The sequence below is a fragment of the Agrobacterium rubi TR3 = NBRC 13261 genome (assembly GCF_000739935.1).
Classification (GTDB): Bacteria; Pseudomonadota; Alphaproteobacteria; order Rhizobiales; family Rhizobiaceae; genus Agrobacterium; species Agrobacterium rubi.
On the sequence record NZ_BBJU01000013.1, the window covers coordinates 68,919 to 94,688 of the forward strand.

At 58.0% G+C, this 25,770-nt stretch carries 25 protein-coding genes; 6 read left to right on the forward strand and 19 right to left on the reverse strand.

The annotated features are described in order from the left end of the window. Positions 1–2: 2 nt before the first annotated feature. The 11 genes from purS to bcp all read right to left on the reverse strand — a co-directional run bounded on the left by purS (position 3) and on the right by bcp (position 12,369). Entirely contained in the window at positions 3–179 is a 177-nt protein-coding gene (gene purS, locus RRU01S_RS25305; protein ID WP_244446082.1) for a phosphoribosylformylglycinamidine synthase subunit PurS, read from the reverse strand. 80 nt (positions 180–259) lie between these two features. After that, the gene (gene purC / locus RRU01S_RS10860) at positions 260–1,024 is read right to left on the reverse strand and encodes a phosphoribosylaminoimidazolesuccinocarboxamide synthase (protein ID WP_045230303.1); all 765 of its coding nucleotides are present in this window, start codon (positions 1,022–1,024) and stop codon (positions 260–262) included. A gap of 382 nt (positions 1,025–1,406) precedes the next feature. After that, complete coding sequence (locus RRU01S_RS10865; RefSeq protein ID WP_052816062.1) at positions 1,407–3,950, reverse strand: sensor domain-containing protein; 2,544 nt, start codon at positions 3,948–3,950, stop codon at positions 1,407–1,409. 157 nt (positions 3,951–4,107) lie between these two features. Beyond that, complete coding sequence (locus RRU01S_RS10870) at positions 4,108–4,680, reverse strand: RBBP9/YdeN family alpha/beta hydrolase (protein WP_045230304.1); 573 nt, start codon at positions 4,678–4,680, stop codon at positions 4,108–4,110. Between the two features lie 264 nt (positions 4,681–4,944). Continuing rightward, positions 4,945–6,252 (reverse strand): adenylosuccinate lyase, encoded by a 1,308-nt coding sequence (gene purB / locus RRU01S_RS10875; protein WP_045230305.1) that lies wholly within the window; start codon positions 6,250–6,252, stop codon positions 4,945–4,947. 125 nt (positions 6,253–6,377) lie between these two features. Then, positions 6,378–7,055 carry a ribulose-phosphate 3-epimerase gene (rpe, locus tag RRU01S_RS10880; protein ID WP_045230306.1) on the reverse strand — a complete coding sequence of 226 codons (678 nt, stop codon included), beginning with the start codon at positions 7,053–7,055 and terminating at the stop codon, positions 6,378–6,380. Between the two features lie 131 nt (positions 7,056–7,186). Continuing rightward, positions 7,187–8,260 carry a branched-chain amino acid ABC transporter substrate-binding protein gene (locus RRU01S_RS10885; RefSeq protein WP_081880055.1) on the reverse strand — a complete coding sequence of 358 codons (1,074 nt, stop codon included), beginning with the start codon at positions 8,258–8,260 and terminating at the stop codon, positions 7,187–7,189. 137 nt (positions 8,261–8,397) lie between these two features. Continuing rightward, positions 8,398–8,817, reverse strand: coding sequence for an NUDIX domain-containing protein (locus RRU01S_RS10890; RefSeq protein ID WP_045230307.1), 420 nt, complete (start codon positions 8,815–8,817; stop codon positions 8,398–8,400). After that, complete coding sequence (locus tag RRU01S_RS10895) at positions 8,817–10,340, reverse strand: DEAD/DEAH box helicase (protein WP_045230308.1); 1,524 nt, start codon at positions 10,338–10,340, stop codon at positions 8,817–8,819. The genes RRU01S_RS10890 and RRU01S_RS10895 overlap by 1 nt, the downstream gene beginning before the upstream one ends. A gap of 209 nt (positions 10,341–10,549) precedes the next feature. Next, a complete protein-coding gene (locus tag RRU01S_RS10900) occupies positions 10,550–11,815 on the reverse strand; it encodes a M23 family metallopeptidase (RefSeq protein WP_045230357.1) in 1,266 nt (421 codons plus the stop codon). 86 nt (positions 11,816–11,901) lie between these two features. Continuing rightward, positions 11,902–12,369, reverse strand: coding sequence for a thioredoxin-dependent thiol peroxidase (gene bcp, locus RRU01S_RS10905; RefSeq protein WP_045230309.1), 468 nt, complete (start codon positions 12,367–12,369; stop codon positions 11,902–11,904). A 178-nt stretch (positions 12,370–12,547) separates the two neighbouring features. Between bcp and RRU01S_RS10910 the strand changes: the two genes are divergently transcribed. Next, a complete protein-coding gene (locus tag RRU01S_RS10910) occupies positions 12,548–15,949 on the forward strand; it encodes a YhdP family protein (protein ID WP_045230310.1) in 3,402 nt (1,133 codons plus the stop codon). Positions 15,950–15,956: 7 nt separating this feature from the next. Here the strand turns inward: RRU01S_RS10910 and RRU01S_RS10915 are convergent, their stop codons facing one another. From RRU01S_RS10915 to RRU01S_RS10925, 3 genes are read right to left on the reverse strand one after another with little or no spacing between them, the layout of a single operon-like run. Beyond that, entirely contained in the window at positions 15,957–16,664 is a 708-nt protein-coding gene (locus tag RRU01S_RS10915) for a TIGR02281 family clan AA aspartic protease (RefSeq protein ID WP_045230311.1), read from the reverse strand. Further along, positions 16,661–16,855: a DUF1289 domain-containing protein gene (locus tag RRU01S_RS10920; RefSeq protein ID WP_045230312.1), complete on the reverse strand. Its 195-nt coding sequence runs from the start codon at positions 16,853–16,855 to the stop codon at positions 16,661–16,663. The genes RRU01S_RS10915 and RRU01S_RS10920 overlap by 4 nt, the downstream gene beginning before the upstream one ends. A gap of 17 nt (positions 16,856–16,872) precedes the next feature. Next, complete coding sequence (locus RRU01S_RS10925; protein WP_108722616.1) at positions 16,873–17,655, reverse strand: adenosylcobinamide-GDP ribazoletransferase; 783 nt, start codon at positions 17,653–17,655, stop codon at positions 16,873–16,875. A 136-nt stretch (positions 17,656–17,791) separates the two neighbouring features. Here RRU01S_RS10925 and cobT point away from each other — a divergent pair, with 136 nt between their 5' ends. Next, the gene (gene cobT / locus RRU01S_RS10930) at positions 17,792–18,814 is read left to right on the forward strand and encodes a nicotinate-nucleotide--dimethylbenzimidazole phosphoribosyltransferase (protein WP_045230313.1); all 1,023 of its coding nucleotides are present in this window, start codon (positions 17,792–17,794) and stop codon (positions 18,812–18,814) included. A gap of 7 nt (positions 18,815–18,821) precedes the next feature. Beyond that, positions 18,822–19,241, forward strand: a complete 420-nt coding sequence (locus RRU01S_RS10935; protein ID WP_045230314.1) for a diacylglycerol kinase — start codon at positions 18,822–18,824, stop codon at positions 19,239–19,241. Here the strand turns inward: RRU01S_RS10935 and RRU01S_RS10940 are convergent. Next, positions 19,238–20,773, reverse strand: a complete 1,536-nt coding sequence (locus RRU01S_RS10940; RefSeq protein WP_045230315.1) for a sensor histidine kinase — start codon at positions 20,771–20,773, stop codon at positions 19,238–19,240. The two genes, RRU01S_RS10935 and RRU01S_RS10940, sit on opposite strands and share 4 nt — an antisense overlap. 167 nt (positions 20,774–20,940) lie before the next feature. On the opposite strand from RRU01S_RS10940, the gene RRU01S_RS10945 reads away from it, so the two are divergent. The 3 genes from RRU01S_RS10945 (at position 20,941) to RRU01S_RS10955 (ending at position 22,668) form a co-directional block, all read left to right on the forward strand. Next, positions 20,941–21,459 (forward strand): thermonuclease family protein, encoded by a 519-nt coding sequence (locus RRU01S_RS10945; protein WP_234936062.1) that lies wholly within the window; start codon positions 20,941–20,943, stop codon positions 21,457–21,459. A gap of 9 nt (positions 21,460–21,468) precedes the next feature. Continuing rightward, positions 21,469–22,113: a uracil-DNA glycosylase family protein gene (locus tag RRU01S_RS10950; RefSeq protein WP_045230317.1), complete on the forward strand. Its 645-nt coding sequence runs from the start codon at positions 21,469–21,471 to the stop codon at positions 22,111–22,113. Between the two features lie 66 nt (positions 22,114–22,179). Further along, a complete protein-coding gene (locus tag RRU01S_RS10955) occupies positions 22,180–22,668 on the forward strand; it encodes an Lrp/AsnC family transcriptional regulator (RefSeq protein WP_045230318.1) in 489 nt (162 codons plus the stop codon). Positions 22,669–22,758: 90 nt separating this feature from the next. On the opposite strand, the gene RRU01S_RS10960 is transcribed toward RRU01S_RS10955, so the two are convergent. The 4 genes from RRU01S_RS10960 to RRU01S_RS10975 all read right to left on the reverse strand — a co-directional run bounded on the left by RRU01S_RS10960 (position 22,759) and on the right by RRU01S_RS10975 (position 25,716). After that, positions 22,759–23,583: a class I SAM-dependent methyltransferase gene (locus tag RRU01S_RS10960; RefSeq protein ID WP_045230359.1), complete on the reverse strand. Its 825-nt coding sequence runs from the start codon at positions 23,581–23,583 to the stop codon at positions 22,759–22,761. Positions 23,584–23,658: 75 nt separating this feature from the next. Next, the gene (locus RRU01S_RS10965; RefSeq protein ID WP_045230319.1) at positions 23,659–23,925 is read right to left on the reverse strand and encodes an usg protein; all 267 of its coding nucleotides are present in this window, start codon (positions 23,923–23,925) and stop codon (positions 23,659–23,661) included. Between the two features lie 160 nt (positions 23,926–24,085). Then, positions 24,086–24,916 carry an ABC transporter permease gene (locus tag RRU01S_RS10970; protein WP_045230320.1) on the reverse strand — a complete coding sequence of 277 codons (831 nt, stop codon included), beginning with the start codon at positions 24,914–24,916 and terminating at the stop codon, positions 24,086–24,088. Continuing rightward, the gene (locus RRU01S_RS10975; RefSeq protein ID WP_045230321.1) at positions 24,913–25,716 is read right to left on the reverse strand and encodes an ABC transporter permease; all 804 of its coding nucleotides are present in this window, start codon (positions 25,714–25,716) and stop codon (positions 24,913–24,915) included. The genes RRU01S_RS10970 and RRU01S_RS10975 overlap by 4 nt, the downstream gene beginning before the upstream one ends. Positions 25,717–25,770: the final 54 nt, after the last annotated feature.

A 25,770-nucleotide genomic window follows, 5' to 3' on the forward strand; every position in this document is an offset into this window, starting at 1 on the left:
CGTCAGAGAATAGCGATAGAGTAGTTTTCGATCACCGTGTTGGCGAGCAGCTTTTCGCACATCGCCTTCAGGTCGGTTTCGGCCTTTGCCGCGTCGCCGTTCAGTTCCAGATCGAAGACCTTGCCCTGACGGACCTGGCCGACGCCATCGAAACCGAGGCTGCCGAGCGCGCCTTCGATTGCCTTACCCTACGGATCGAGAACGCCGTTCTTCAGCGTAACAGTCACCCGTGCCTTGATCACCTGTTGCTCTCCTGAATTTACTTGACCAGAACCGGGCCGGTGCCACGGATCGGTTCATTTTCGTTGATGATGCCGAGACGGCGCGCGACTTCCGAATAGGCTTCCAGAAGCCCACCCATATCGCGGCGAAAACGGTCCTTGTCCATCTTTTCCTGCGTCTCGATGTCCCACAGGCGGCAGCTATCGGGGGAAATCTCGTCAGCCAGAATGATGCGCATCATATCGCCTTCGTAAAGGCGACCGCATTCGATCTTGAAATCGACCAGCTGAATGCCGACGCCGAGGAAAAGGCCCGACAGGAAGTCGTTGACGCGGATGGCGAGTGCCATGATGTCATCGAGTTCCGCAGGGTTCGCCCAGCCGAAAGCGGTGATGTGCTCTTCGGACACCATAGGGTCTTCGAGCGCGTCCGACTTGTAATAGAACTCGATGATGGACCGCGGCAGAACCACGCCTTCATCGATACCCAGCCTTTTGGAGAGCGAGCCAGCGGCCACGTTGCGCACGACGATCTCAAGCGGGATCATCTCCACTTCCTTGATCAACTGCTCGCGCATGTTGAGGCGGCGGATGAAGTGCGTGGGAATGCCGATCTTGTTGAGGTGCGTGAACAGATATTCCGAAATACGGTTGTTCAGAACGCCCTTTCCATCGATGACTTCGTGCTTTTTCTTGTTGAAGGCGGTTGCGTCGTCCTTGAAGAACTGGATGAGAGTTCCTGGCTCTGGACCTTCGTAAAGGATCTTGGCCTTGCCTTCGTAAATACGGCGGCGACGGTTCATATCAGCAAATCTCTTGGTTGGCGCCGGATGGACGGCGTTCGTTTCGTGTCTTGAAGCGGTCCCATAACGGAAAAGAAGCCATTCCACAATGAGGATGGGGCCGCGTTCGCTTCAATTGTGGCCCTTGCGTGCTGCTGGCGCGAGACGGTCGTCTCGCCGTCGGGCCTTTTCAACAGGTTTATTTCTACCGAAAAACAATTCCGGCAGAGAGTGCGATAATAACAAGCAGTAAAACACGGCTAAATTTATGCCGATGCTGAAAAAAGTGCAAAAATATTCATGACGCGCAGCAGGATTTTTCCTGCGCATTTGTGGCGGATTGTTCAGGGACTTCTCGGGTTGATTGATCCGTGTATTCTTTTGCAGCGGACCGAGCCATCCTTCATTTGGGAACGGTCATGGCGTGGGCCATTGTCCTTGTCGATCGCTGGACGGTGAAGGGCGCGATTCTCCAAGCTTCGGCCTCAACGAAAGCATTGATATGACCGGCCGGAAGCGGGCGACAGAGTGCGTATCCCTGAAGCGAATCGCAATTCATGGCTTGCAGAATGCGGATGTGGTCTGCAGTTTCCACCCCCTCTGCCACGACCTTGATGCCGAGAGAATGACCGATATCGATGATGGCGCCCAGGAGCTTTCGCTGCTCGGTCGACTGTGGCGCGAGCCGCACCAGTTCCCGGTCCACTTTCAGCGTCGTTGGGCTGACCTTCAACAGGCTGATGATGGAGGCGTGGCCAGTGCCGAAGTCATCGATTTCGATATCGATGCCGAGTGCGCGCAGTTTTTGCATGTTGGAAATGGCGATATCGTTGCTGTCATCCAGAAAGATCGACTCCAGCAGCTCGAAGGACAGCGTTCCTGGCTCCATTTTGAGCCCGTCGAGGGTCTTGGTGAGCAGCGGATCGTGCAGGCGGCGGGCCGAGACGTTGACCGACACTTTCGGTATGGGCAGGCCATCGGCGCGCCAGCGTTTGAAATCGACGAGTGCCTTTTCCAGAATGATACCGTCGATGGCGGCGACCACGTCCAGGTCTTCGGCAATATCCAGAAACTTGTCGGGGGTGAGGATACCGTCGATGGGGTGGTTCCAGCGCGCCAGCGTCTCGACGCCGCAAATGTCCAGTGTGTGGGTATCGAACTGAAACTGGTAGTAGGGAACGAACTCGTCACGTTCCAGCGCCATCAGGATTTCGTCTGACACGCGCTTGGTGTTGATCAGCCAGTCCTGCGTATCGGACGAGAAGAATTCGTAGCGGTTGCGACCGCTTTTTTTCGCGTTATACAGCGCCATGTCGGCATTGAGCAACAGCTGCTTGTAATCGAAATTTGGGCCCATGCCGCAGGCGATGCCGATGCTGGCGCCGAACCGGCACTCCTGCCCATCGTAGAGAACCGGCTTTCGCAGCTCTTTCACCAGCCTGTCTGCCGTGGAAGCGATCTTGCGGGTGTAGCCGTTGAACGGTAACAGAAGCACGAATTCGTCGCCGCCGATGCGCGCGATGAATTCATTGGTCTTCAGGTTCCGGCGCAACATCTCCGCGACATGCTTGAGCATCACATCGCCAGCGCGATGACCCAGCGTGTCGTTGATCTGCTTGAAACGGTCGAGGCCGATATGCAGGATGGCAATGCCGGAGCCGGTCTTGTCGGCTGCCAGAGTTCGGCGTTCCAGTAGGTCGTCGAGATAGCGGCGATTGGGCAGGTCTGTCAGGTAATCATGCATCGCATTGTGCTCGATGCTGAGCTTGGCCGCTTCCAGCTCGCAGGCGCGTGCCTCTGCCAGATTACGGGCGCGTTCCAGTTCGTTGCGCAGTTGCACGTCCGACGTTACGTCCCAATTGACGCCGATCATCTTCCTGCGGCCATCGATATCGATGAAAGGCAAGGAGCGGGCGCGGATATATCGCAACGAATCGTCTTCCATGACGATGCGGTAGTCCTCCGAGAATGGCTGAAGCTCCTGGATCATGTTCCACACATTCTTATGGACGCGATCCAGATCATCCGGGTGAACGCGTGTTTCCCACAGACCACCGATCCTGACGGGCGTGTTGGGATCGACCTTGTACATTTCGTACATGCGACTATCCCAGATGGTTTCGCCTGCGTCGAAATCGACTTCGAAGACGCCGACCTGAGACGCCTCGAGCGCGACTTTCAGATGGCGCGAGATGCGCTCCATCTCGTTTTCGGTTGCCTTGCGCTCCGACACGTCTGTATCGGTGCCGACGATGCGCACGGCCTTGCCATATTCGTCACGCTCGATGCAGGCCCCGCGACATTCGATCCAAACCCAATGACCATTCTTGTGACGCTCGCGATACTGGAAGGCGGTATAGGCCGGATCGCCCGCGTTCTGCCTCTCGATGCAATGCAGCGTGTGTTCGCGATCATCGGGATGGATCAGGTCCACCCAGCGGTCGAAATCTGTTTCGATCGGATCCTCGAGCGTCATGCCGCGAATGGCGCGCCACGTCTCTGAACCGTACATCTCGCCAGTGACGAAGTTCTGATCCCAGACACCGGAGAGCGAACTGACCAGCGCGCTGTTCCAGCGGCTTTCCCGTTGCGCGATGTCCTGCTCTCGCAGTCTCTGGGCGGTGATATCAGTGAATTGGGCGAGAATGACGGTGCGTTCGCTGGCGCGTATGGATGACAGGGACAGGAGGGCGTAGCGCTGGACGGAAGGGTTGTCTGAAAGTTGCACCTCCAACGTTGCAGGTGACTGTGCTGCGAGCGCATCGAGTGCTGCTATAGAACGACCGTGGTCATCGGCATGGATGAAATCCAGGAGGTGTGTAGGTTTATCGCAGGGCGGAAGGGGAACGTTCGGTGGCAGGTAGGCGATGTCACCCCCGGGCCAGATTTGGATGGCGGGAACAGGCAGGGAGTCGAGAATATCTTTCAGCAACAGATCTTGATTCACGCGATCCTGCCATCGTTGAAACGATTAAATTGCACCCAGACGTGCGCTGCTTATTTCACAGGCTATTGTTGCAGACTTAAGCTGCCGTTAAAAGGGAGGTGTGGAAAATTCTCTTTCACAAGTCATAGTCGTGGTAAACACGATATAGTCAATGAAATCAGCTACCGAATCCTGAAGGTGGTTTCAGCTTGCTGAGAAATTGCGCAAACACCATCGTGCCTTCCGGCCAGGGACCGTGACCCGATTCGGCGTTGATGTGACCTGACATGCCAGCATCGATCAGCGTCGAGCCCCAGGCATTGGCAATATCGCCTGCATGTTCATAGCTGCCGAAGGGGTCGTTCTGGCTGGCGATGGTGATGGCGGGGAACGGCAGTGGATCGCGCGGGTAGGGACCAAACGTCATCAGGTGCTTAGGACGGATATCCGGGTTTGCAACATCGGGCGGAGCAACGAACATCGCGCCTGCAATCTTGTCCCTGATCTGCGGCAGGGCATGCATGACGGTCGGCACGCCCAGCGAATGGGCCACCAGCACCACGGGACGGGTGCAGGCGTTCACCTCTTCAATGAGCTTTGCGACCCAGTCTTCCTTGACGGGCTTTGTCCATTCCGCCTGTTCGACACGGCGGGCTGTGGACAGCTTTTCCTGCCAGCGGCTTTGCCAGTGTTCTGGGCCGGAATTGGTGTAACCGGGAACGATGAGGATATCTGCTTCAGATGCTTTCATGCCGCATATCTCGGTGTTGTGGTTGGAGTTATCAAGGAGAAAATCTCCTGTCCCGCACCAGCCGCCAAACCCCTCACCAAGAAAATCTACGACTTAGCTTTCGCTAAGATCGTGATTTTCTATCCTCTCCCACAAGGGGAGAGGTAAGGAGCAAGCGGCGAGGCATTCGCCTATCTCTCCCCTTGTGGGAGAGAAAGCAATTTCAATATCTTGAGCTTTGCTCAAGTGTTAGAAATTGCAAGTGAGGGGGTTTTCGCTTTGCGCTTAAGCCTTGCCGAACACACGATTGAAAATCGTGTCCACATGCTTGGTGTGATAGCCCAGATCGAACTTCTCGCGGATTTTTTCTTCTGGCAGGGCGGCGCGGACTTCTTCGTCGGCGAGTAGTTCTTCCAGGAAGTCCTTGCCTTCTTCCCAGACGCGCATGGCGTTGCGCTGGACGAGACGATAGCTGTCCTCACGCGAAACGCCGGCCTGCGTCAGGGCCAGAAGAACGCGCTGAGAGTGGACGAGGCCGCGGAACTTGTTCATGTTCTTGAGCATATTGTCCGGGTAGATCACCAGCTTTTCGACGACGCCTGCCAGACGGTTCAGCGCGAAATCGAGCGTGATCGTCGTGTCGGGGCCGATGGCGCGCTCCACGGAGGAGTGGCTGATATCACGCTCATGCCACAGAGCAACGTTCTCCATGGCAGGAACGACCGACATGCGCACCAGACGCGCAAGGCCGGTGAGGTTTTCGGTCAGAACCGGGTTTCGCTTGTGCGGCATGGCCGACGAGCCCTTCTGGCCCGGAGAGAAGAACTCTTCGGCTTCCAGAACCTCGGTGCGCTGCATGTGGCGGATTTCGATGGCGACGTTTTCGATGGACGAGGCGATGACGCCGAGCGTGGCGAAGAACATGGCATGACGGTCACGCGGGATGACCTGCGTGGAGACAGGCTCCGGCGCGAGACCCAGCGCCTTGCAGACGTGTTCTTCAACGGACGGATCGATATTGGCGAATGTGCCGACAGCGCCTGAAATGGCGCCTGTGGCGATTTCTGCGCGAGCATTGACGAGGCGGGCGCGGTTGCGGTCCATCTCGGCATAGAAGCGAGCAAAGGTCAGGCCCATCGTCGTCGGCTCGGCATGGATGCCGTGGCTGCGACCGATGCGAACCGTGTCCTTGTGTTCGAAGGCGCGGGTCTTGAGCGCGTTGAGAACGCGGTCCATATCGGCAATCAGCAGATCGGCGGCACGAACCAGTTGGATGTTCAGCGTGGTATCCAGCACGTCGGATGAGGTCATGCCTTGGTGGATGAAGCGGCTGTCGGGGCCGACGAATTCCGCCAGATGGGTAAGGAAGGCGATGACGTCATGCTTGGTAACGGCTTCGATCTCATCGATGCGCGCGACATCGAACTGCGCAGCGCCGCCTTTTTCCCAGATGGTCTTGGCCGCTTCCTTTGGGATGACGCCGATTTCGGCCAGCGCGTCGCAGGCATGCGCCTCGATTTCGAACCAGATGCGGAATTTTGTTTCCGGCGACCAGATTGCGACCATTTCCGGCCGGGAATAACGAGGGATCATGGCAATGACTTTCTCTCAGGAAGGAATATTTCTGCCCCTTTAGCAAAGTGTTCCGGCAATCTCAACGCATTCGAGGCGATGAGAGACAGTGGCGAAGGGCAGGGCCGCCACTGGATGGACCGCTTCTACGCGCGACCCTGTTCTGCGGAGGCACGCACGGCGCTGACCATCGTGCGATAGTCTTCGACACCGTCACCCTTGAAGATGGCAGAGCCTGCGACCAGCACGTTGGCACCAGCGGCAATTGCGCTTCCCGCCGTTGCGATGGTGATGCCGCCATCGACTTCGAGTTCGATTGGCCTGTCACCGATCAATGACTTGGCGGCGCGGATCTTGTCGAGCATGGCGGGAATGAATTTCTGGCCGCCGAAGCCAGGGTTGACGCTCATGATGAGGATGAGATCGACATCATCCAGCACGTTTTCCAGAACCGACAATGGCGTGGCCGGGTTCAGCGTGACGCCGACCTTTTTGCCCAGGGAGCGGATGGTTTGCAGCGAGCGGTGCAGATGCGCACCCGCTTCGGCATGAACGGTGATGCCATCGCAGCCCGCCTTGGCGAAGGCTTCAAGGTATGGATCGGCTGGGGCAATCATCAGGTGGCAATCGAAGAAGGCCTGGCTGTGCGGGCGAAGCGCCTTGATGACATCGGGACCGAAAGAGATGTTCGGCACGAAATGGCCGTCCATGATGTCGAGATGAATCCAGTCGGCACCGGCGGCTGTCACATCGGCCACTTCCTGTCCGAGTTTTGCAAAATTGGCGGCAAGAATGGAGGGGGCGATCCGCACGGGAAGAGACATTTGCAAAGGCTCCTAAAACGAAGATGTGAGACCGCTGGCGAAGTTCGACAAGTCGTTTCGTCATCGATCTCTTATAACGCGCATGTACCACCGTTGCGTGGGATCAACAATCACGGACCACGCAATTGTCTTCAGCGCTCGGCGCGCTCCACGGGTATAAAGGCGGTGCCATTCCATTGCTGGAGGCGGTAGGGGTTGGTTTGCAGCTCGTGACGGTCGTTGAAGATGACAGGGCCGATGGCCGTCTCAAATGTGGTGCCGACGAGAAGCGTGGGGGCAGGCTTGCCTTCGGACTGCGTCAGCTCGATCAGCTTTGCCGCGATCTGGGTCACCGCAAAGGCGGGCAGGGTGTAGCCCTCGGGCTCGACATTTGCGGCGCGCAGAGCCGTCACGGCATCGGCAGCCGATGGCAGCGCTGAGGCATCGGGCAAGGTAACGGCGAGCACGCCAGCGGGCATGGGCACCGGGCTGTTGGCTGCTCGCATCGTATCGCCTGAAAGGATGGTGAGCGGAGCCTTTTCGGCTGCTGCATCGCGGGCGATGATGGCGACATCGTTGCGTTCTGCGCCGATAAAGACGTGGGTGATGCCGGTGCGGCTCAAGCGCCGGACAAGGGCTACCTGCTGCTCCTGCGAGGGACGCATGGTATCGGTGAAGGTCGGCTTGAGGCCGGATTCCTCCAGCTTGGCGCGGACGCGATCCACCAGTTCGCGGCTGTAGATGGTACCGTCATCGATCAGTCCGAAGGAGTGACCCTTCCAGTCGCGCATGATTGCGGAGATCACGGCTTCCGATTCATCGTCCTCGGACGGTGCGAGACGGAACAACGGCCAGCCACGCTTGAGCGTATCTTCCATGAGACCGGAGGCGCGGCTCGACAGAGTTATGGCCGGAATGGCCGCGTTTTTCAAAGTGGGAAGAGCTTCTGGCAGCGTTTCGGTGCAAAGGAACCCGACGACCATGCTGACCTTGGCCGCGACCAAGCCATCGGCAATGGCGCCGCCGCTTCCTTCTTCGCAGCTCTCGTGAATTTCCATGACATCGAGGCCGGCTTTCGCCGCTGCAATCTTCACGCCCTGGCGAATTTGCAGGCCCAGCGTTTCATAGGCACCGCTCTGCGGCGCGACGACGCCGATGGTCGCGGCACTTGCGGTGCCTGCCAAGGCAAGGCTGGCAGCAACGGTGAGCAGGCGAAATAAATGCATGGTGCGGCGGTTTTCCTCTTCCTGTCCTGCGATGTTTATCGACACCGGACGGTTTGCAAAAGGGGAAATGCCCGTGAAAACGCCCATGGAGCAGAAATTTTCGCGCATTTTCAGCGATATAGGCTGATCGGAGCCGTTCACGCTCTGCTCTTGCGCAGATGGTAGAACGCATCCTGTGCGAAAAGGGAGAGTGGCTGTGGGAGGGCGTCCCTGTCGAACCAGCCCATATCCGACAATTTGTCGGGTTCGGTCAGGCTCGGTTCGCCCTTGATATCGTCGGCGATATAGATGATCGACAACCAATGTTGCCCATCGGCCGGGATGATCTGTTCGCTAATGCAGAGAAAACGCACACCGCCGATCGTGAGGCCCGTTTCTTCCTCGGCCTCGCGCTTAGCGGCAGTGGCGGCGGTTTCCATATGGTCGACCTTGCCGCCGACGATGTTCCAGTGGCCCGCCTCTGGCGGTTTGACCCGCTTGTAGAGCAGGACCTTACCATCACGCTCGATGACGAGGCCGGAGCCGACGCCCGGAAAATCAATGCCGGGCTTCATCATCACGCTTTCGCGTTGGCGACGATCAACATGAAGGCAGGAATGTCGTCACCGAAGCCAACCGGCGTCGGGCCATCGTCATGGTCGCGGTAGTGGCGACGACGATTGTCGTCGTTGGCAGGTGGCGTCGTATTGTGGTTGCGCTCGAAATTGCGAGGTGCTCTTTCTTGCTTGCGTTCTGCCTTCAACTTGTCGCCTCCATTTGCCGCGATATCTATGATGGCGGCTGGCTGAATGATCTTTTCTTCGATGACAGGCTGCGGCACTGCGGCCTGGACATCGACCTGGGGAGCAGCATCGCGACGGTTTCTGTCACGGCCACGACCACGCTGTTCTTTTTCCTTGCCCCGGCGCGGACGCTCGGAGGCAAAGCTTTCCATCGGCTCCGGCAGCGCGGTCAGGTCACCGTTCAGCCATTCGATCTTCTCGTTGATCAGCTTTTCGATGGCGTCCAGATATTTCGTGTCGCGACGGTTGACGAGGGTGAAGGCAGCGCCGGAGCGACCTGCGCGGCCCGTACGACCGATGCGGTGGACATAGTCTTCCGCATGGATCGGAACGTCGAAGTTGAAGACATGGCTGACGTCGGGAATATCGAGACCGCGTGCAGCAACGTCGGATGCGACGAGCAGGGTGATCTGGTTATCCTTGAAGCCCGCCAGCATCTTGGTGCGCGAGTTCTGGTCCATATCTCCATGCAGAGCGCCGACCGAGAAACCGTGACGTTCCAGCGAACGGAACAGATCGGCGACATCCTTCTTGCGGTTGCAGAAGATGATCGCATTTTTCAGGTCGGTCTGTGCATTGATGAGGTCGCGCAGAATGGCGCGCTTCTCGTAATCCTTGTCGTGCGTGGCGACGATGCGCTGCGTCACGGTCTTTGCTGTCGAAGACGGCTTGGCGACTTCGATGCGAACCGGGTTCTGCAGGAAGCGGTCTGCCAGCTTCTGAATTTCCGTCGGCATTGTGGCCGAGAAGAACAGCGTCTGACGGGTAAAGGGAATCATCTTCGCGATACGTTCGATATCGGGAATGAAGCCCATGTCGAGCATGCGGTCGGCTTCGTCGATCACGAGGATTTCGACGCCAGTCATCAACAGCTTGCCGCGTTCGCAATGGTCCAGCAGGCGGCCGGGGGTGCAGATCAGAACGTCTGCGCCGCGCTCCAGCTTGCGGTCCTGTTCATCGAAGGACACACCGCCGATGAGGAGAGCCACGTTGAGCTTGTGGTTCTTGCCGTATTTTTCGAAGTTCTCAGCCACCTGTGCGGCGAGTTCGCGGGTCGGCTCGAGAATAAGGGTTCGCGGCATTCTTGCGCGCGCACGGCCTTTTTCAAGAAGGGTCAGCATCGGCAGCACGAAGGATGCGGTCTTGCCCGTACCCGTTTGCGCGATGCCGCAGATGTCGCGTCGTTCCAGCGCTGGCGGAATCGCACCTTCTTGAATAGGTGTCGGTGTCGTGTAGCCGGCACTTTCGATAGCAGAAAGAACTTTTTGGCTTAGGCCAAGATCAGAGAATGTTGTCAAAGGAAAAACTGTTTCCGTGTTGGTTCGAAAAGAACACTTAGCTGTCATAACGGCGACGCCGCAGACTGTAGCGGCGAAATAGGCCGAATTGGCCAGAAAGTCAAGGAAACAGGGATTTATCCCAAAATAATACAGGTTGCCGCGCTTATTACGGCGAGACTGGCAATTGTATTTGAAACAATAACCACGTCGGCGTCACACCGACTGTTTTATTGAAGATAGGTTTTCAGCTGCGTTCCGGCAACCAGAAACCGAGTCGGATCGACCGGTTCGTCGTTCAGGCGCACCTCGTAATGCACATGCGGCCCGGTGGAGCGCCCGGTGCTGCCAGCCTTGCCGATAACTTCGCCCAGCGCGACCTTGTCGCCTTCCTTGACGAGAATTTGCGATAGATGACCGTAACGGGTGGTGATGCCCTTGCCATGATCGACTTCGACCATATTGCCGTAACCGCCTGAAAATCCGGCGCTTGTCACAGTGCCTGCACCTGTCGTGTGGACCTCTGAGCCAGTCTGGGCGACGAAATCGATACCGGCATGCAAGGCGAGGCGGCCGAGGAATGGGTCCATACGATTTCCGAATCGGCTGGAAACTTCGCTGCCGGGGGCGGGGTTTCCGAACGGGAGCGAAACGGCGGCACCGCGGACGGTCTCGAGACGGCTGAGTGCCGTGTCGAGGTTGCTGAGCTGTTCTTCGAAGGTCGCGGCACTTCCCGTCATCGGCTCAACGAAGGGACCGCCGATATTTTGGGAGGCTGAGTCGTCGATCTTGATGCCGGTTCTACGGATGATGTCGGCCATGGCGTCGGCCTTGGTTTCCGCGCCCGATGTCAGCGAGGCGATTCGGGTCAGTTGTTCGGTTTCGACCTTGCTGAGCGAAGCGATCATCATCGACAGGCTGCGGTCCGACAGTTTCTCGCTTTTGGAGGCGTAGCCGATGCTGCCCTTGAGGCCGGTCGAGGGGGAGGACAACATGCTATCGATGGCTTTCGAGCCGCCAGAGAGGCTGGCTCTTTTGTCGGGTGAATAGGCGTTGACCGGATGTGTCTCATCGACCGTGCCGGAGACGCCTGATTTCTCGGCGCGTTCCAGAAGCTCGCTCATGCGGCCATGGCGGGAGGTGAGGTCTTTTTGTTGCGCCAGCAGTTTCTCGACTTTACGCTCCACGGCCTGCTGATCGAGCATCTGTTTCGACGTGACGCGGTCCACCTGGGCGCGCAGGGCGGAGATGCGGTCTTCATATTCGGTCTGCATGCGGGACTGGCGGGCAATGGTGGCACCAACCAGATCGTCGCGCAAAATGAGATAGGCCGTCGCGCCGATATAGCCGACGCTGAGGAGGCCCGCGACGCACAGGGCCGTGGCGGCCAGCCATGGCCGAATGGTGAAGTGGCGCACCTTGTCGCCACTTGCGAGAATCAGGACGTGCTGCTGGCGTTTTTTGCCAAATGCCAGGTTTTTACCCGCTCCCGTCAAAATCCATCCTCCAGCCATGTCTCGTTCGGCTGGATGGTAATTTGTTAAGGTTAACGAAGTTTTGACTTTGGCGGGCCGGAGGCTCCTTAGAGCGCTTTGATGGTGTCGAGAACGGCCTGTGCGTGACCGGGAACCTTCACCTTGTTCCAGATTTGCACGATCTTGCCGTCTGGCGAAACGAGATATGTCGTGCGCTCCACGCCCATGTATTTTTTGCCGTACATGCTTTTTTCTTTCCAAACGCCATAGGCTTCCAGAACCTTGCGCTCTTCGTCCGATGCCAGCATGACGGACAGCGAATGCTTGGCGGCAAACTTGTCGTGGCTTTTGACCGAGTCGGGGGAGATGCCGATCACGACGGCATTGGCCGCTTCGAAATCGCCGCCCATGGCGCTGAAGTCGATGGCCTGTGCCGTGCAGCCCGACGTGTCGTCCTTGGGGTAGAAGTAAAGCACCACGGCTTTGCCCTTGAGGCTGGAGAGTGTGACGTCGCCGCTGCCGTTTCTCGGGAGGGTAAAATCCGGTGCATTATCGCCAATTGCTAAATCTGTCATGAGGTGACCTTTCTTTCGCCGGATTGTTGAGTAAATGGGCCATTATTCGATATATACCGAATAAGCGCTTCGTCCAGTCTTGTGGCGAGTCAGACGGTGTGATTGGTTGACCCGTCACTCCGAACAGGTCTTGATGGTGATTTCAGGGCCGTGGCAATTCCGGGAGCAGGCACGGCGAATGGCGGAAATTCGTGGCGAAAAGGTAAGCTTCAGCAAGCGGGACATCCAGCCGCTGCATGCGATGCCGTCTGCCCAGGTCGAAGACCCCATCATCGTTCATTGCCCGGCGCCGCGCTCCATGATGCGGGCTCTCGTCAAAGTGTTCGTGGCCCTTATCGTTCTCGCCTTCATCTCCATCGGCGGCATCATTCTGTCGATCGAGACCGGGTCCATCGACAATGCGCTTTCGACGCAGGCCAAGCAGGCGCTCGAACATGCGCTGGGCTCGCGGTACGAAGCCCGCATCGGCTCCACCTCGGTGCGTTTCGCATCCGGTTTCCAGCTGGCGCTTGTGGCGCAGGATGTCGATATCATCGAGCAGGATACCGGCCAGCATATGAGCCGTGCCCGTGCCATCGGCATGGCGCTCGATCCGCTGGCGCTTCTGACCGGCCGTGTGTCCGTTGAGAGCATCGAGGCGACCGGCATGGAGCTCGATACCGCCTTGTTGCCGAAGGGCCAGGGCATCGATCTGGCAAAATTGCGCGTGGATGCAGTGCCGAACTATCTGAACATCGCGTTCAAGGCTCTCGACACTTTCGCCCAGACATTCAAGAGCAGCGGCACGGATGAGATCGATCTCTCCGACATCGCCATCCGACTGCCGCCGAAACAGGATGGCGAGCCGCGCACCATTGTGTTGCAGGAGCTGTCGCTGGTACCGGATCGGGAAGGCGGCTATTCGCTTGATGGCAATGTGGCGTTCAACGGTGAGGTTGCTACTCTTGCGCTTGCGGCGAAAGGTGCCGACGGCGGCATCGACAATTTCAGCGCCCGGCTTGATGGGTTCGACATCGGACCGCTTCTGGAACAGCACGATCCCGAGGGGTTGATGCACCAGGGCCTGAACGTTAAAGCGGGTCTCAACATTCTTGGCAGCCGTGAGCACGGCGACGTGAAGCCATCGCTTTCCGTGTCCGCCGGTATCGGCGACGGCAAGCTCTATATCGGTGGCGATGCGCAGCCGGTGTCGGGCGGCCAGATCAATGCGCGCTATGACTTCGATAATAACGCTATTGCGGTCGACAACTCCACCTTTACCTTTGGTCAATCGGTTCTGCCGCTTCGTGCAGTGGTCAAAGATAATGCTGAAGGTTTCGATCTTTCACTAAAACTGGAAGGTGCGAAGGCGGTGGCCGAGGCGGGTGGTGAGCCACCCGTGACATTCGATCTGATGGCCGATGGCACCTTCAACAAGACGACACATCGCCTGGATATTCCGGCGCTTTATGTGAAAAGCGCGCTTGGCGATATGGCCGGCTCGCTCAAGGTGCAATTCGGTGTGGGCTCGCCGGAAATCAGCTTCGGCGGCCAGATCGCGCAGATGGAAGCGACAGCCGTCAAGCAGCTCTGGCCGTTCTGGATGGCACGCAAGGCGCGGCCCTGGGTAATCTCCAACCTGTACGGTGGGACGATCAAAAACGGATCGATTTCGGTCTTCATACCGCAGGGCAAGATGTGCGGACCCGGTTGTCCGATGGAGCTTTCCGGCGACGAATTGCAGATCAAGTTCGATGTCGAAAACACTCGTCTCAACGTGGCAGGCGATATCCCGCCGCTGCGCGATGCCTATGCCCACTTCGAGCTGAAGGGTGAAAAGATCGACGTCAACATTCTCAAGGCAACTTCGTTCTTCCCGTCGAACCGGACTTTGACGCTCGAAAACAGCACCTTCAAGATACAGTCGGTCTATGAGAAGCCGTTGATGGCCGATCTCGATCTCAACCTGTCCGGCGCCGCAGATGCGGTTGCCGAGATGGCGACGTTCCGGCCTCTCAATGCCTTGAAGGATTCGGAATTCAAGCCGGGTGACTTCGCTGGTCAGGTCAAGGCGAATGCCAAGCTGACAATCGGGTTGTTGAACAGTCAGAACCCGCCACCGCCGGTGTGGTCGGCGCAGCTCGATCTTGATAACGTGGCACTGACCCGGCCGTTTGCCGGTCGCGCTGTGACTGGCGTCACCGGTCCACTGACGATCGATCAGCAGGCGCTGCGCCTGAAGGGCAAGGGGCGGATCGACGACGTGGCGATGGATATCGATCTGGTCCAGCCGGTTGGGAAAGCCAGCACGGTCGCACGTCAGCTGACGCTCAAGTCAACGCTGGAATCGACGCAGATCGCCAAGCTTGCGCCGGAACTCAGCAAGGTCATAACCGGAACGACGTTGCTCGAAATCAACGGCAGCGATCCGAAACACCAGAGCGTGAAACTCGATCTCTCCAATGCGTCGCTCGTTCTGCCTGGAATAGGCTGGACGAAGGGGCAGGGTATTGCTGCGGCAGCATCATTTACTGTCGAAGCGGTGGATGGCCGCACCAATGTCAGCAATTTCTCGTTCAAGGGTGACGGCTTCGGTGCCAACGGCGACATGTCTTTCGACAAAAACGGCCTGATCTCAGCGAATTTTTCGCGGCTTCAACTGTCGCCGCAAGATAGTGTCGCTGTCACGGTTTCATCGTCGCGCAAAAACTATACCGTCAATGCCAGTGGCAGTTCCATCGATCTGAGACCCCTCATCGCAAGGCTGCGCAACCCCGCGCCCAATGGCAGCGGTGGTGGTTCCGGCGCCGGTTCTGGTGATGGTGATTTCGGCTCGTTTTCGATCAAGGCACAGATCGACAAGGTCTATGGCTTCAACAACGAGGTGATGAGCAACGTCAACGCCGATATCAATCTGCGCAACGGCAAACTGCGCACCGTCGACCTCAAGAGTGTCACCAGTCGCGGACAGGCACTGGTGGCCCAGACGATCAATCGCGGCGATGGCGGGACGATCAACCTGACCACCAGCGATGCCGGATCGTTCGTGCGGTTTGCCAACCTCTATTCGCGACTGCGCGGCGGTTTGCTGAATCTGGCCCTGACGACGGCCAATGGCAACGACTGGAGCGGGTCGCTCGATATGCGAAATTTTGCCGTCGTCAACGAGGCCAAGCTCCAGGACATCGTCGCCACGCCGACCGGGCAGGATGGCCGCAGCCTCAACACCGCCGTGCGTCGCAACATCGATGTCAGCTCGGAGAAATTCCAACGTGGATTTGCGCGTCTCGTTTACGTCAACGGCACGCTTGCGCTGGAGAATGGGGTTGTTCGTGGCGAACAGATCGGCGCCACCTTCCAGGGTATCGTCAAGGATCAGAGCGGCAATATGGACATGACCGGCACCTTCATGCCAGCCTATGGTCTCAACCGCCTGTTCGGCGAATTGCCCTTTATCGGCATCTTCCTCGGAAACGGCCAGGATCGCGGTCTGCTCGGCATCACCTTCAAGCTGACCGGCCAGACGGATACGCCGCGTCTTGTCGTCAACCCGCTATCGCTGATCGCGCCCGGTGTGTTCCGCCAAATCTTCGAGTTTTAAACCAACCTCACTGGTCGCGCAGTCTCAACTCGTCCGTCTGCATTTGAAGCGAGCCAAGGGTGGACAGGAACGTCATGCCGAGGAGGCTTTGGTCGAGCTGGCCGCTTTGCGCCACGAGGCCTTCGACGTTGCGCCTGACGATCGGGCCGATCGCGAGTTCGCGCAAGCGGACGGGGGCTGCGGATGTGCGGCCATTGGCCGTCATGACCGAGACGGAATAATCCAGATTTTCGACATTGATACCGACCGCTTCGGCGTCTTCGCTCGAGAGAACGACGGAACTGGCACCAGTGTCGACAAGCATGTGGATACCGGCACCGTTGACCTGCGCGTCGGTTTCGAAATGGCCGTTCATGGATTTGTTGATGATGACTTCCTGCTCGCCACCCTGCGTGGTGACGACCACCGCGCGACCCGGGATGAGCCCGGCCAGCAGCCTGTCTCCCACGCGCTGGAAATCGTAGCGGTAGAGATAGACGGTGACGAGGCTGAGAATGATGACGAGCCAGATGGCCATTTGCCGTAGCGCGGTGCCGAAGCCACCGCGATTGCCCGCCAATATGCCGACCGACAGAAGGGCTGCAATGGGCGCAAGATACAAGGCGTGCGCAAAGTCATCATTCGCGATGCCGAATGTGCGGCCGCTATCGTGGTTGAAGATGAGCAGTGCCAGACCCACGCCCAGTATAAGAAAAACGAAGGTCAGCCTGTTCATACGGTGTCGGTCTCCCCGGTGTTCTTTGCGTGCCGCTGAGAGGTGCGCTGCGCAAGTTCGGCCATGATGGCGCTGCGTGCCGCATCCCCATAGCCGGACCAGCCCATTATTTCCTCGATGGTACGATAACAGCCCACACACAGGCCATCATCGGGATCGAGCGTACAGATATTGATGCAAGGCGTTTCCATCGGTTTATATCTTCACATCAGGCGATCAGGGCAAGTCCGGCGAGCATCACGATCTCCGTGATCTGCTGGGTGGCTCCAATGGTATCGCCGGTGTGTCCCTTGATTTTGCGGTCGCAATAGCGGTTGAACAGATAGGTCGCTACGAGTGGAGCGGCGAGGACGACAGCAAAGGGGAAGGGTGCAAAGTAGTTCATGGCGATCAAACCCGCCAGACCGACGCCGTAGCCAAGTGCGCGCGATCTCTCCGTCTCACCCGGCTGGCCCGCCGAGGCGGCGACGCCAGTTGGTTTTGCCGGTGCGAGCTTCTGCCAATGCCAGACCAGAGCGCCACGGCTGAGACATGCGACGGCGATGAGGCTGACGGCAACGCCCAGTGACGATAGCTCTCTCATCAATGCAGCGATGGCCGCCATGCGCAAGGCAAAGGAGAGGATAAGCGCAATGGCGCCATAGGTGCCGATGCGGCTGTCTTTCATGATTTCCAGTGCGCGTTCTCGTGAACTGCCGCCGCCGAAGCCGTCTGCGGTGTCGGCAAGCCCGTCCTCGTGCAGGGCCCCTGATATAAAGGTCGCGATGGTGAGCACGATGGCGGCCGACAGGAGCGGGTCAGCGTTGTGGGAGACGAGGATTGCAGCAACACAGGCGGAGGGGATGGCGATGAGAATGCCAGCCAGCGGGAAGGCACGCGAGGACTGGGCAATCGAGCGGTGGTCATCTTCGAAGAAAATATCATGCACGGGAATGCGGCTGAGAAAGCTCAGCGAGCGCATGATATCCGTCAGATAATCGCCTGTCCGCACCCGTCCCTCCAGTGCCTGAGGAGGCGCTGATCGTATTTGAGGTTGTTCCTCTGCGCATCCCCGATTATGAGAAGCGCAACAAAGACCGATTTGCCGGAAAACACAAGCGTCCGGCACGACCAGAAAGACCGATATCATGAGCATGAGCGGATTGCCTTTTGATGATTTTCGAACGCTGCTGCGCGATCTGCCAGGGCCTGACACCTTCGCGCTGGTCGCCGCCAAGGAGCGCAACGCACAATTGACGAAGCCAGCCGGTTCGCTTGGACGTCTGGAAGAAATCGCTATGTGGCTGGCCGCATGGTCCGGCCGCGCGCCTGCGGTGAACCGTCCGCTGGTTGCGATCTTTGCCGGAAATCACGGCGTGACCCGCCATGGCGTGACGCCTTACCCGTCATCGGTCACACAGCAGATGGTCGAAAACTTTGCCGCTGGCGGCGCCGCCATCAACCAGATTTGCGTCACCCACGATTTGGGTCTGAAGATTTTCGATCTGGCGCTGGATTATCCAACCGGCGATATCACCTGCGAACCGGCGCTGTCCGAGCGAGACTGTGCCGCGACTATGGCGTTCGGCATGGAAGCGATTGCCGGCGGCACCGATCTGCTGTGCATCGGCGAAATGGGCATTGGCAACACGACGATTGCGGCTGCGATCAATCTGGCGCTCTACGGCGGGACTGCGGAAGAGTGGACGGGACCGGGCACGGGGTCTGAAGGCGATGTCATGGCGCGCAAGATCGCGGCCGTCAAAGCGGCGGTGGAGTTCCATAAGGATCATCTGTCCGATCCGCTGGAAATCATGCGCCGTCTGGGTGGTCGCGAAATCGCGGCGATGGCCGGTGCCATTCTGGCTGCGCGGGTGGAGAAAATTCCAGTTCTGATCGATGGCTATGTGGCAACGGCTGCGGCAGCGCTGTTGAAGGCTGCCAATCCGGCAGCACTCGACCATTGCCTGATCGGCCATGTGTCCGGTGAGCCGGGGCATCTGTCGGCCGTCGAGAAGCTTGGCAAGACGCCGCTTCTGGCGCTCGGCATGCGGTTGGGCGAAGGGACCGGTGCAGCCCTTGCCGCCGGTATCGTCAAATCCGCAGCTGCTTGCCATTCCGGCATGGCGACCTTTGCAGCCGCGGGTGTCAGTACCCGCACCGACCACTGAGACGACGATGGACAAACTCAACGGCACGCCGTCACAAAAGCCGGTCTTCGAAAAGGAGACCGGCTTCAGGCACCTGTTCGCTGCGGCCCGGTATTCGGCTCAGGGGCTGGCACGGCTGTGGAAGGAAGCGGCTTTCCGCCACGAGGTGTTGGCCTTTGGCGCGGGGCTGGTGCTGCTGGGCGTGATCGGTGCGCCGTTTGCACATTACATGATTTTTTCCGGACTGACGCTGGTGCTGTTTGCGGTGGAAGCGCTTAACACGGCCATCGAGGAAATCGTGGACCGGGTGTCGCCGGAATTTTCGTCCGCTGCCCGCCACGCCAAGGATCTCGGATCCTTTGCAGTGTTCTGCATGCTGCTCGCCAATGGTGGCTTTGTGCTCTATTCAGTCATCAGCACGTTTTTCATGTCCATCGTTCTGTTTTAGGCGAACGAGCGGCGGCGCGGCTGGACGACCGGGACGTCCTCAACGGCTGGAATGCTCTGCAGCACCCGCTTGGCCGGCAGGATGGCAATGACCTCAGTGCCTTCGCGCAATCTGGATTTCAACACGAACTGACCGTCATGTTTGGACAGGATAGCTTGAACAATGGGAAGACCGAGGCCTGTTCCCTGTTCGGCGCTCTTGATGGCGATGGAGCCCTGTCCGAAAGCCGATAGAACGACCGGGATTTCGTCTTCGGGAATGCCGGGGCCGTTGTCCTTGATGGAGACGTATTGCCCGCCGCTGGCCGTCCATCCCGCCTTGATAGAGATTTCACCGCCCTGCGGCGTGAACTTCACGGCGTTGGACAACAGGTTCAAAATCACCTGGCGCATGGCTTTTTCATCTGCCCAGACATGGGGCAGGGTGTTTTCGAACTGCTGGGAAATGCGGATGTTCTTGGCACGCGCGCGCAGCTGGATCATGCCCACGCAATCCTCAGCGATTTCCAGAATGCCGATGGCTTCTTCCTGCAAGTCGTAACGACCGGCCTCGATGCGCGAGAGGTCGAGGATTTCGTTGATGAGATCGAGAAGATGTTGGCCTGAGCGGTGAATGTCGCCGGAATATTCCTTGTAGAGCGGATTGTTGAGGGGACCCAGCACCTCCGATGCCATGACTTCGGAAAATCCAAGGATGGCATTGAGCGGCGTGCGCAGCTCGTGCGACATGGAGGCAAGAAAGCGCGACTTCGCCATATTGGCTTCCTCAGCGCGCCGACGGGCCTCATCCGACATGGATTTGGCCACTTCCAGCTCGGCAATCAGATCGTCCTTTTCCGACTGGAAGGACAGCAGTTTCAGGTTGGAGAGGTATAGCCGCTTGGTAACATGATGGCAAAACAGCATGGCCATGGAAAACATCAGCGCAAGACCGATTTCCATCGGGTTGCGCGAAAGGGCTGCGGTTACACAGAGCGCGACAAGCACCGGGAGAAACGTCATCAGCATCGCACGTCGCAGCAGGGAGCTCGACATCGAGGTGATCGACAGGGCAATCAACAGGGTCGATCCCTTGTAGAACATGATCAGCGACGGGTCGCCCGGCTCTATTTTCTGGAGCGCAAAAAGCACCCATGTAAGACCGATGACGATCTGCGTGGTGAGAAAGATGTTGTTCCAGGTGTTGAGATTTGCAGCGTTGAGCTCTTGTCGAGAGGCTTTTCGGGCAAAGAATAGGGCCAGCGCGTGGGCTGACAGCGCCAGCACAGCCCAGCCGACGATTTGCGGATCGCGGCTGATATAGATGCCTATGCCTGTTGCTAGCACGATGAAAAGCGGCATGATCGTTGCGCTTTGCAGCGTTTCGAGCACGTGCATTTGCAGCATATCGCGCTCGAACACGCTGGTGGTGACAGGGCCGTATTGCAAGCGCTCACGCGTCAACTTGACCGTGTCGAACACAGCCTTGTTGCGCCGTGTCCGGGACCGGTCGACGATATTCTTGTCGGCAGTGGTGCTAGCGCTCTTACTCATTTACACAACGCGGATAATGCATGGACTTGCAGGCTAGTCGGAAAATCTTAAGAAGATGCTGCTGCTAAAGGATTTGTTTGCCATTTTTAAAAAGGGTTTGTTCTTACATGAGACGAAAGTCAGGCCGGGGTTTCCGGCCCATCAGGGACGGATTCATCTTTATTTTGATGATGGTGCTGGGCGTCTTGATCGCCGCACGGCTGGATGGCGTGAATCAGGAGCGGTTTGCCGGTGGGTTTTATGCGGTTGATGGCGATACGATTGGGCTCGACAACAAGCGGTTCCGTTTGATTGGTATCGATGCGCCGGAGAAGAGCCAGAGCTGTCAGAGCGATAAGGGCGAATGGGCGTGCGGTGAGGAGGCCAAGGGCTATTTGGCTGATATTGTCAAAAGCGGTGCTGTCGAGTGTTTTGGAAACGAGCGTGACAAATACAAGCGCCTGCTGGTGCGCTGCGCGGTAAACGGACAAGATGTGGCGGGGCAGATGGTGTCAGCGGGATATGCGGTGACGACGGAATATTTTCTGTTTTCCGATGAGCAGGCCCAGGCGCAAGCGCGTCGGGCGGGCATCTGGTCCGGCACCTTCGAACAACCCAGAGATTGGCGGCGGGAACACAAAGCCGCCGATATGGATGTGCCGCTTGCTGGCGTGCTCAGCCTGGTTCGTCATGTCCTGGGATGGTAGGGTTACGTGATGTTGGCTAAGGCGGAACAAGAGCGTGCGCTCGAGGCGTTGCGTCACGACATTGCGCGGTGTCGCATCTGTCGCGATGCGCCAATGAGAGGCGTCGAAGACCGCTTGCCGCACGAGCCGCGGCCTGTCGCTGTCATATCCGACAAGGCCAGAATTCTGATTGCTGGACAGGCACCGGGATTGCGCGTCCATGAGAGCGGGCTGCCGTTTGACGATGCCTCGGGAAATCGCCTGCGGGATTGGCTGACTGTCAGCCGCGAGACGTTTTACGATCGTGATGTGTTTGCCATCGTGCCGATGGGGTTCTGTTTTCCGGGCTATGATGCCAAGGGCAGTGATTTGCCACCACGGCGGGAATGCGCGCCGCGGTGGCGCGACGCAGTGATGGCGTCCATGCCGCAGATCGAACTGGTGTTGGCCATCGGCCAATATGCGCAGGCCTGGCATCTGGGCCTGCGCCGGATGAAGACGATGACGGAAACCGTGCAGAACTGGCGCAGCTATCTGCATTCCAATCAGGGCTTGCCCGTTCTTCCTCTGCCGCATCCGAGCTGGCGCAATAGTGCGTGGTTGCGTAAAAATCCCTGGTTCGAAGCAGAGCTTTTGCCGGTGCTGCGACAGAATGTGGAAAGACTATCAATCTGAAACAAATTTCTTTTTTTCTGATTTTTTTAGTGTAAACAGAGGATAATAATTCTGGAGGAGAGTAGATTGGACCGCCTCGACCGAAAAATACTGCGTATTCTGCAAGAAGACTCCACACTGGCAGTTGCCGATCTGGCCAAGAAAGTCGGACTTTCCACCACGCCATGCTGGCGCCGTATCCAGAAAATGGAAGAAGATGGCGTGATCCGCCGTCGCGTCGCCATTCTGGACGCCGCCAAGGTCAACACCAAGGTCACGGTCTTCGTTTCGATCCGCACCGCGTCCCATTCCATCGAATGGTTGAAGCGCTTTTCCGAGGTCGTTTCCGAATTTCCCGAAGTGGTAGAGTTCTACCGAATGAGCGGTGACGTGGACTACCTGCTACGCGTCGTCGTTCCAGATATTGCCGCGTATGATGCGTTCTACAAGCGCATGATCGCCAAGATCGAAATTCGCGACGTTTCGTCTGTGTTTGCGATGGAGCAGATCAAATACACGACCGAACTGCCGCTGGATTATATGCTGTTGGATAACGCAAAGTCCGGCGAAGAGTGACGGTGAGAGGCGCGCCAGTTGGTGCGCCCACTGTTTCTCTCCTCATTCCTGTGACGAGCACAGGAATGAGGAGAACCGAAGTTTACCCTATCACCCCTTGAACTTCGCAATCACCAGATGGCCCGGCGTCGGGTGGCCGTCCTGCATGCGCACGTTGATGTCGGTCACTTCGATGATGTCGAAGCCGGTCGAAGCGAGGCGTTCGCGGATATAGGTTTCCGAGTGGGCGAAACGCTGGTGCGGGCCGACCATGTACGGGCGACCGGCGAGCGTGTCGTCGGGCAGGGTTTCCGATGAGAAGATGAACAGGCCGCCTTCCACCATGTTTTCCGAAGCGCCGAAGAAGATCGGCTCCAACGCGCCGAGATAGGGCAGCACGTCGGTGGCGGTGATCAGATCGAAGGGCTCATCGTCATTGTCCTCAAGGAAGTCTTCGACTTCCGCGACATAGAGCGTTTCGTAAAGGTCTTTCTCGTGGGCGATTTCGACCATGTTTTCGGAGAGATCAATGCCGGTGATGTCATCTGCCATGTCGCGCAGGGCTTCACCCGTCAGACCCGTGCCGCAGCCGAGATCGAGCACGCGCTTGAACGGGCCGAGTTGCAGCGTTTGCAGGCGCTGGCGCACGACCATCGGCACGGCGTAGCCCAACTGTTCCACGAGGATGTCCTCAAAGGCTTCGGCCTGCTGGTCGAACAGGGTCTCGACATAGGCATCCGGCGCCTTGGGCGGCGTTTCACCGCGCCCCATGGAGGCGACGCGCACGGCTGCACCGCCATGGTCTTCCGGATCGATGGCCAGAACCTCTTCGTAGGCCTTGACCGCGGCGTCGATGTCGCCAGCCTTTTCCAAGGCAAGAGCGCGATGATAGGCTTCGGCCAGGGCTTCTTCGTCGATCTTCTGGTTCTTCGTCATGGCAGGCATCCGGGTTTTAGCTGAAATCCGAAGCCTGCTTAGTCGCCAAAGCCGTCAGGTGCAATCCTTGTTTGATCAGTGAAGGATGAACTCACCCTTCAACGAGCGCCATTCCTGCGCGGAAATCAGCTGGCGGTGGACGTAGCGAACGGAGTGCAGCGGACCATCGAGCTTTTCCTTCCAGAATTTCAGAAAGCCCTGCATTTCAGGAAAATCCGGCGCAAGATCGTAGTTCTGCCAAAGGTAGGTCTGCAACAATGTGGGATGATCCGGCATGCGGTAGAGAATTTCGGCGGTGGTGACGCCGTAGCCCTTCAACATCATTTCCATGTCTTTGTTCATTGCATCTGCTCCCGTCGTTGGTGGTCGCCGATACCTGCGAGGTATCGAAGACCATGGGAACATGACAGGGTTAACCGAAGCTTGCGAAAAGCTGGGTTTGTCACAAAATTGTAACGTTTTTCAATCTGTTAGCATTCGATTTATGCGAGTGCTGCCAGCGCTATCTCGTCAGGTGCCGGGTGAGGCGTGCTTCCAGCCATGCCCAAGTATGGCGCAGGATTTCGACCATGGAGAGGTAGAAGATCGCCGCCCAGAGATAGGTCTGGTAATCGAATGTGCGGGAAAATGCGTAGCGTGTCTGTCCCATGAGATCGTAAACAGTGACGATCGAGACGACGGCCGAGCCCTTGATCATCAGGATGATCTCATTGCCATAGGGGCGCAGCGCCACGATGAGGGCTTGCGGCAGGACGATTTTCCAAAAGGTGACCGCTTTCGAAATACCGAGAGAGGCTGCGCCTTCCAACTGGCCCTTTGGCACGCTCTGGATCGCGCCGCGCAGGATTTCCGCCTGATAGGCTGCGGTGTTGAGCGTCAGTGACAGCAAGCCGCAATACCAGGCCTCGCGGAAAAACCACCAGAGGCCGACGGTTTCCATCTGTGGACGGAAACTTCCCAGGCCGTAATAGATGAGGAAGAGCTGGGCCAGAAGCGGGGTGCTGCGGAAAACGTAGACATAGATGTAGGCGAGGCTGCCGATGATCCGGTTTCTGGACATCCGCGCGAAGGCGATCGGCAGCGACAGCAGGGCACCGAGAATGATGGAGATGCCGACGAGCGTGATGGTCGTGAGCAAACCATCGAGATATCGCGGACCATAGCGCGTGAACTTGTCCACGTCCCAGTCATCGATCAGGCTGTAGACGAGCCCAAGTGCCAGAAGCAGCCAAAGGCCGGTGACGGTTACGCCAACGATTTTAGACAGGGATAGCGGCTTGGCTACGGCCGCCGGGGCCGGGCGCGCGGGAATGAGGTGTTCGCTGTGGCTCATCGGCGCGCCTCCGAACGGCGCGACCAGCGGTCGATGAAGCCGAGGCCGAAGGACGAGATCAGGGCAAGGATGAGGTAGAGCAGGCAGGCAATGCCGTAGAAGAAGAAGGCTTCCTTGCTAACACGTGCCGCAATGCCCGTTTGGCGCAGAATATCCGACAGGCCGATGATCGAGACATAGGACGTGTCCTTGAGCAGGATCATCCACAGATTCGTCATGCCGGGCAGGGCGATGCGCACGAGTTGGGGAATGATGATGAGGACCATGGTGCGGCTGCGCGACAGGCCGAGCGCATCGCCAGCCTCATATTGTCCCTTGGGAATGGCGCGGAAGGCCGAGAGCAGCACTTCCGACGCATAGGACGAAAAGACCACCGACAGTGCAATCATGCCAGCAACGAAGGCGTTGATCTCGATTGGGCCGGTAAAGCCGATATAGCCACCGATGGACTGCAACAGCATCTGGATGCCATAATAGACGATGAACAGCGTCAGCAGTTCTGGCAGGCCGCGGAAGATGGTGGTGTAGATGCCAGCGGCAAGCCGCAGCGATTTTTCGCTGGATTGCGCCGCAAGGGCAATAAGGAAACCAAGGGTCAGGCCGACAGGCAGGGTTGCGAGCGCAACTGAGATGGTGATCTTGACGCCAAAGCCGATTTCATCGCCCCAGCCCGCATCACCACAGGCAACGAGTGTGCCGTTGCCGAAAAGGGAGAAGATGCCGGCTGGCCCGCAAAAGGGATCGAAGAGATACGTCAGATAGGTCCAGAACGAACCTATGGCGGAAAATACTCCGCTCATGCCAATTTCCCCTGCGGTCTTTGCCGCTTGCTTCGTCGTGTTTTATGGTTTTGT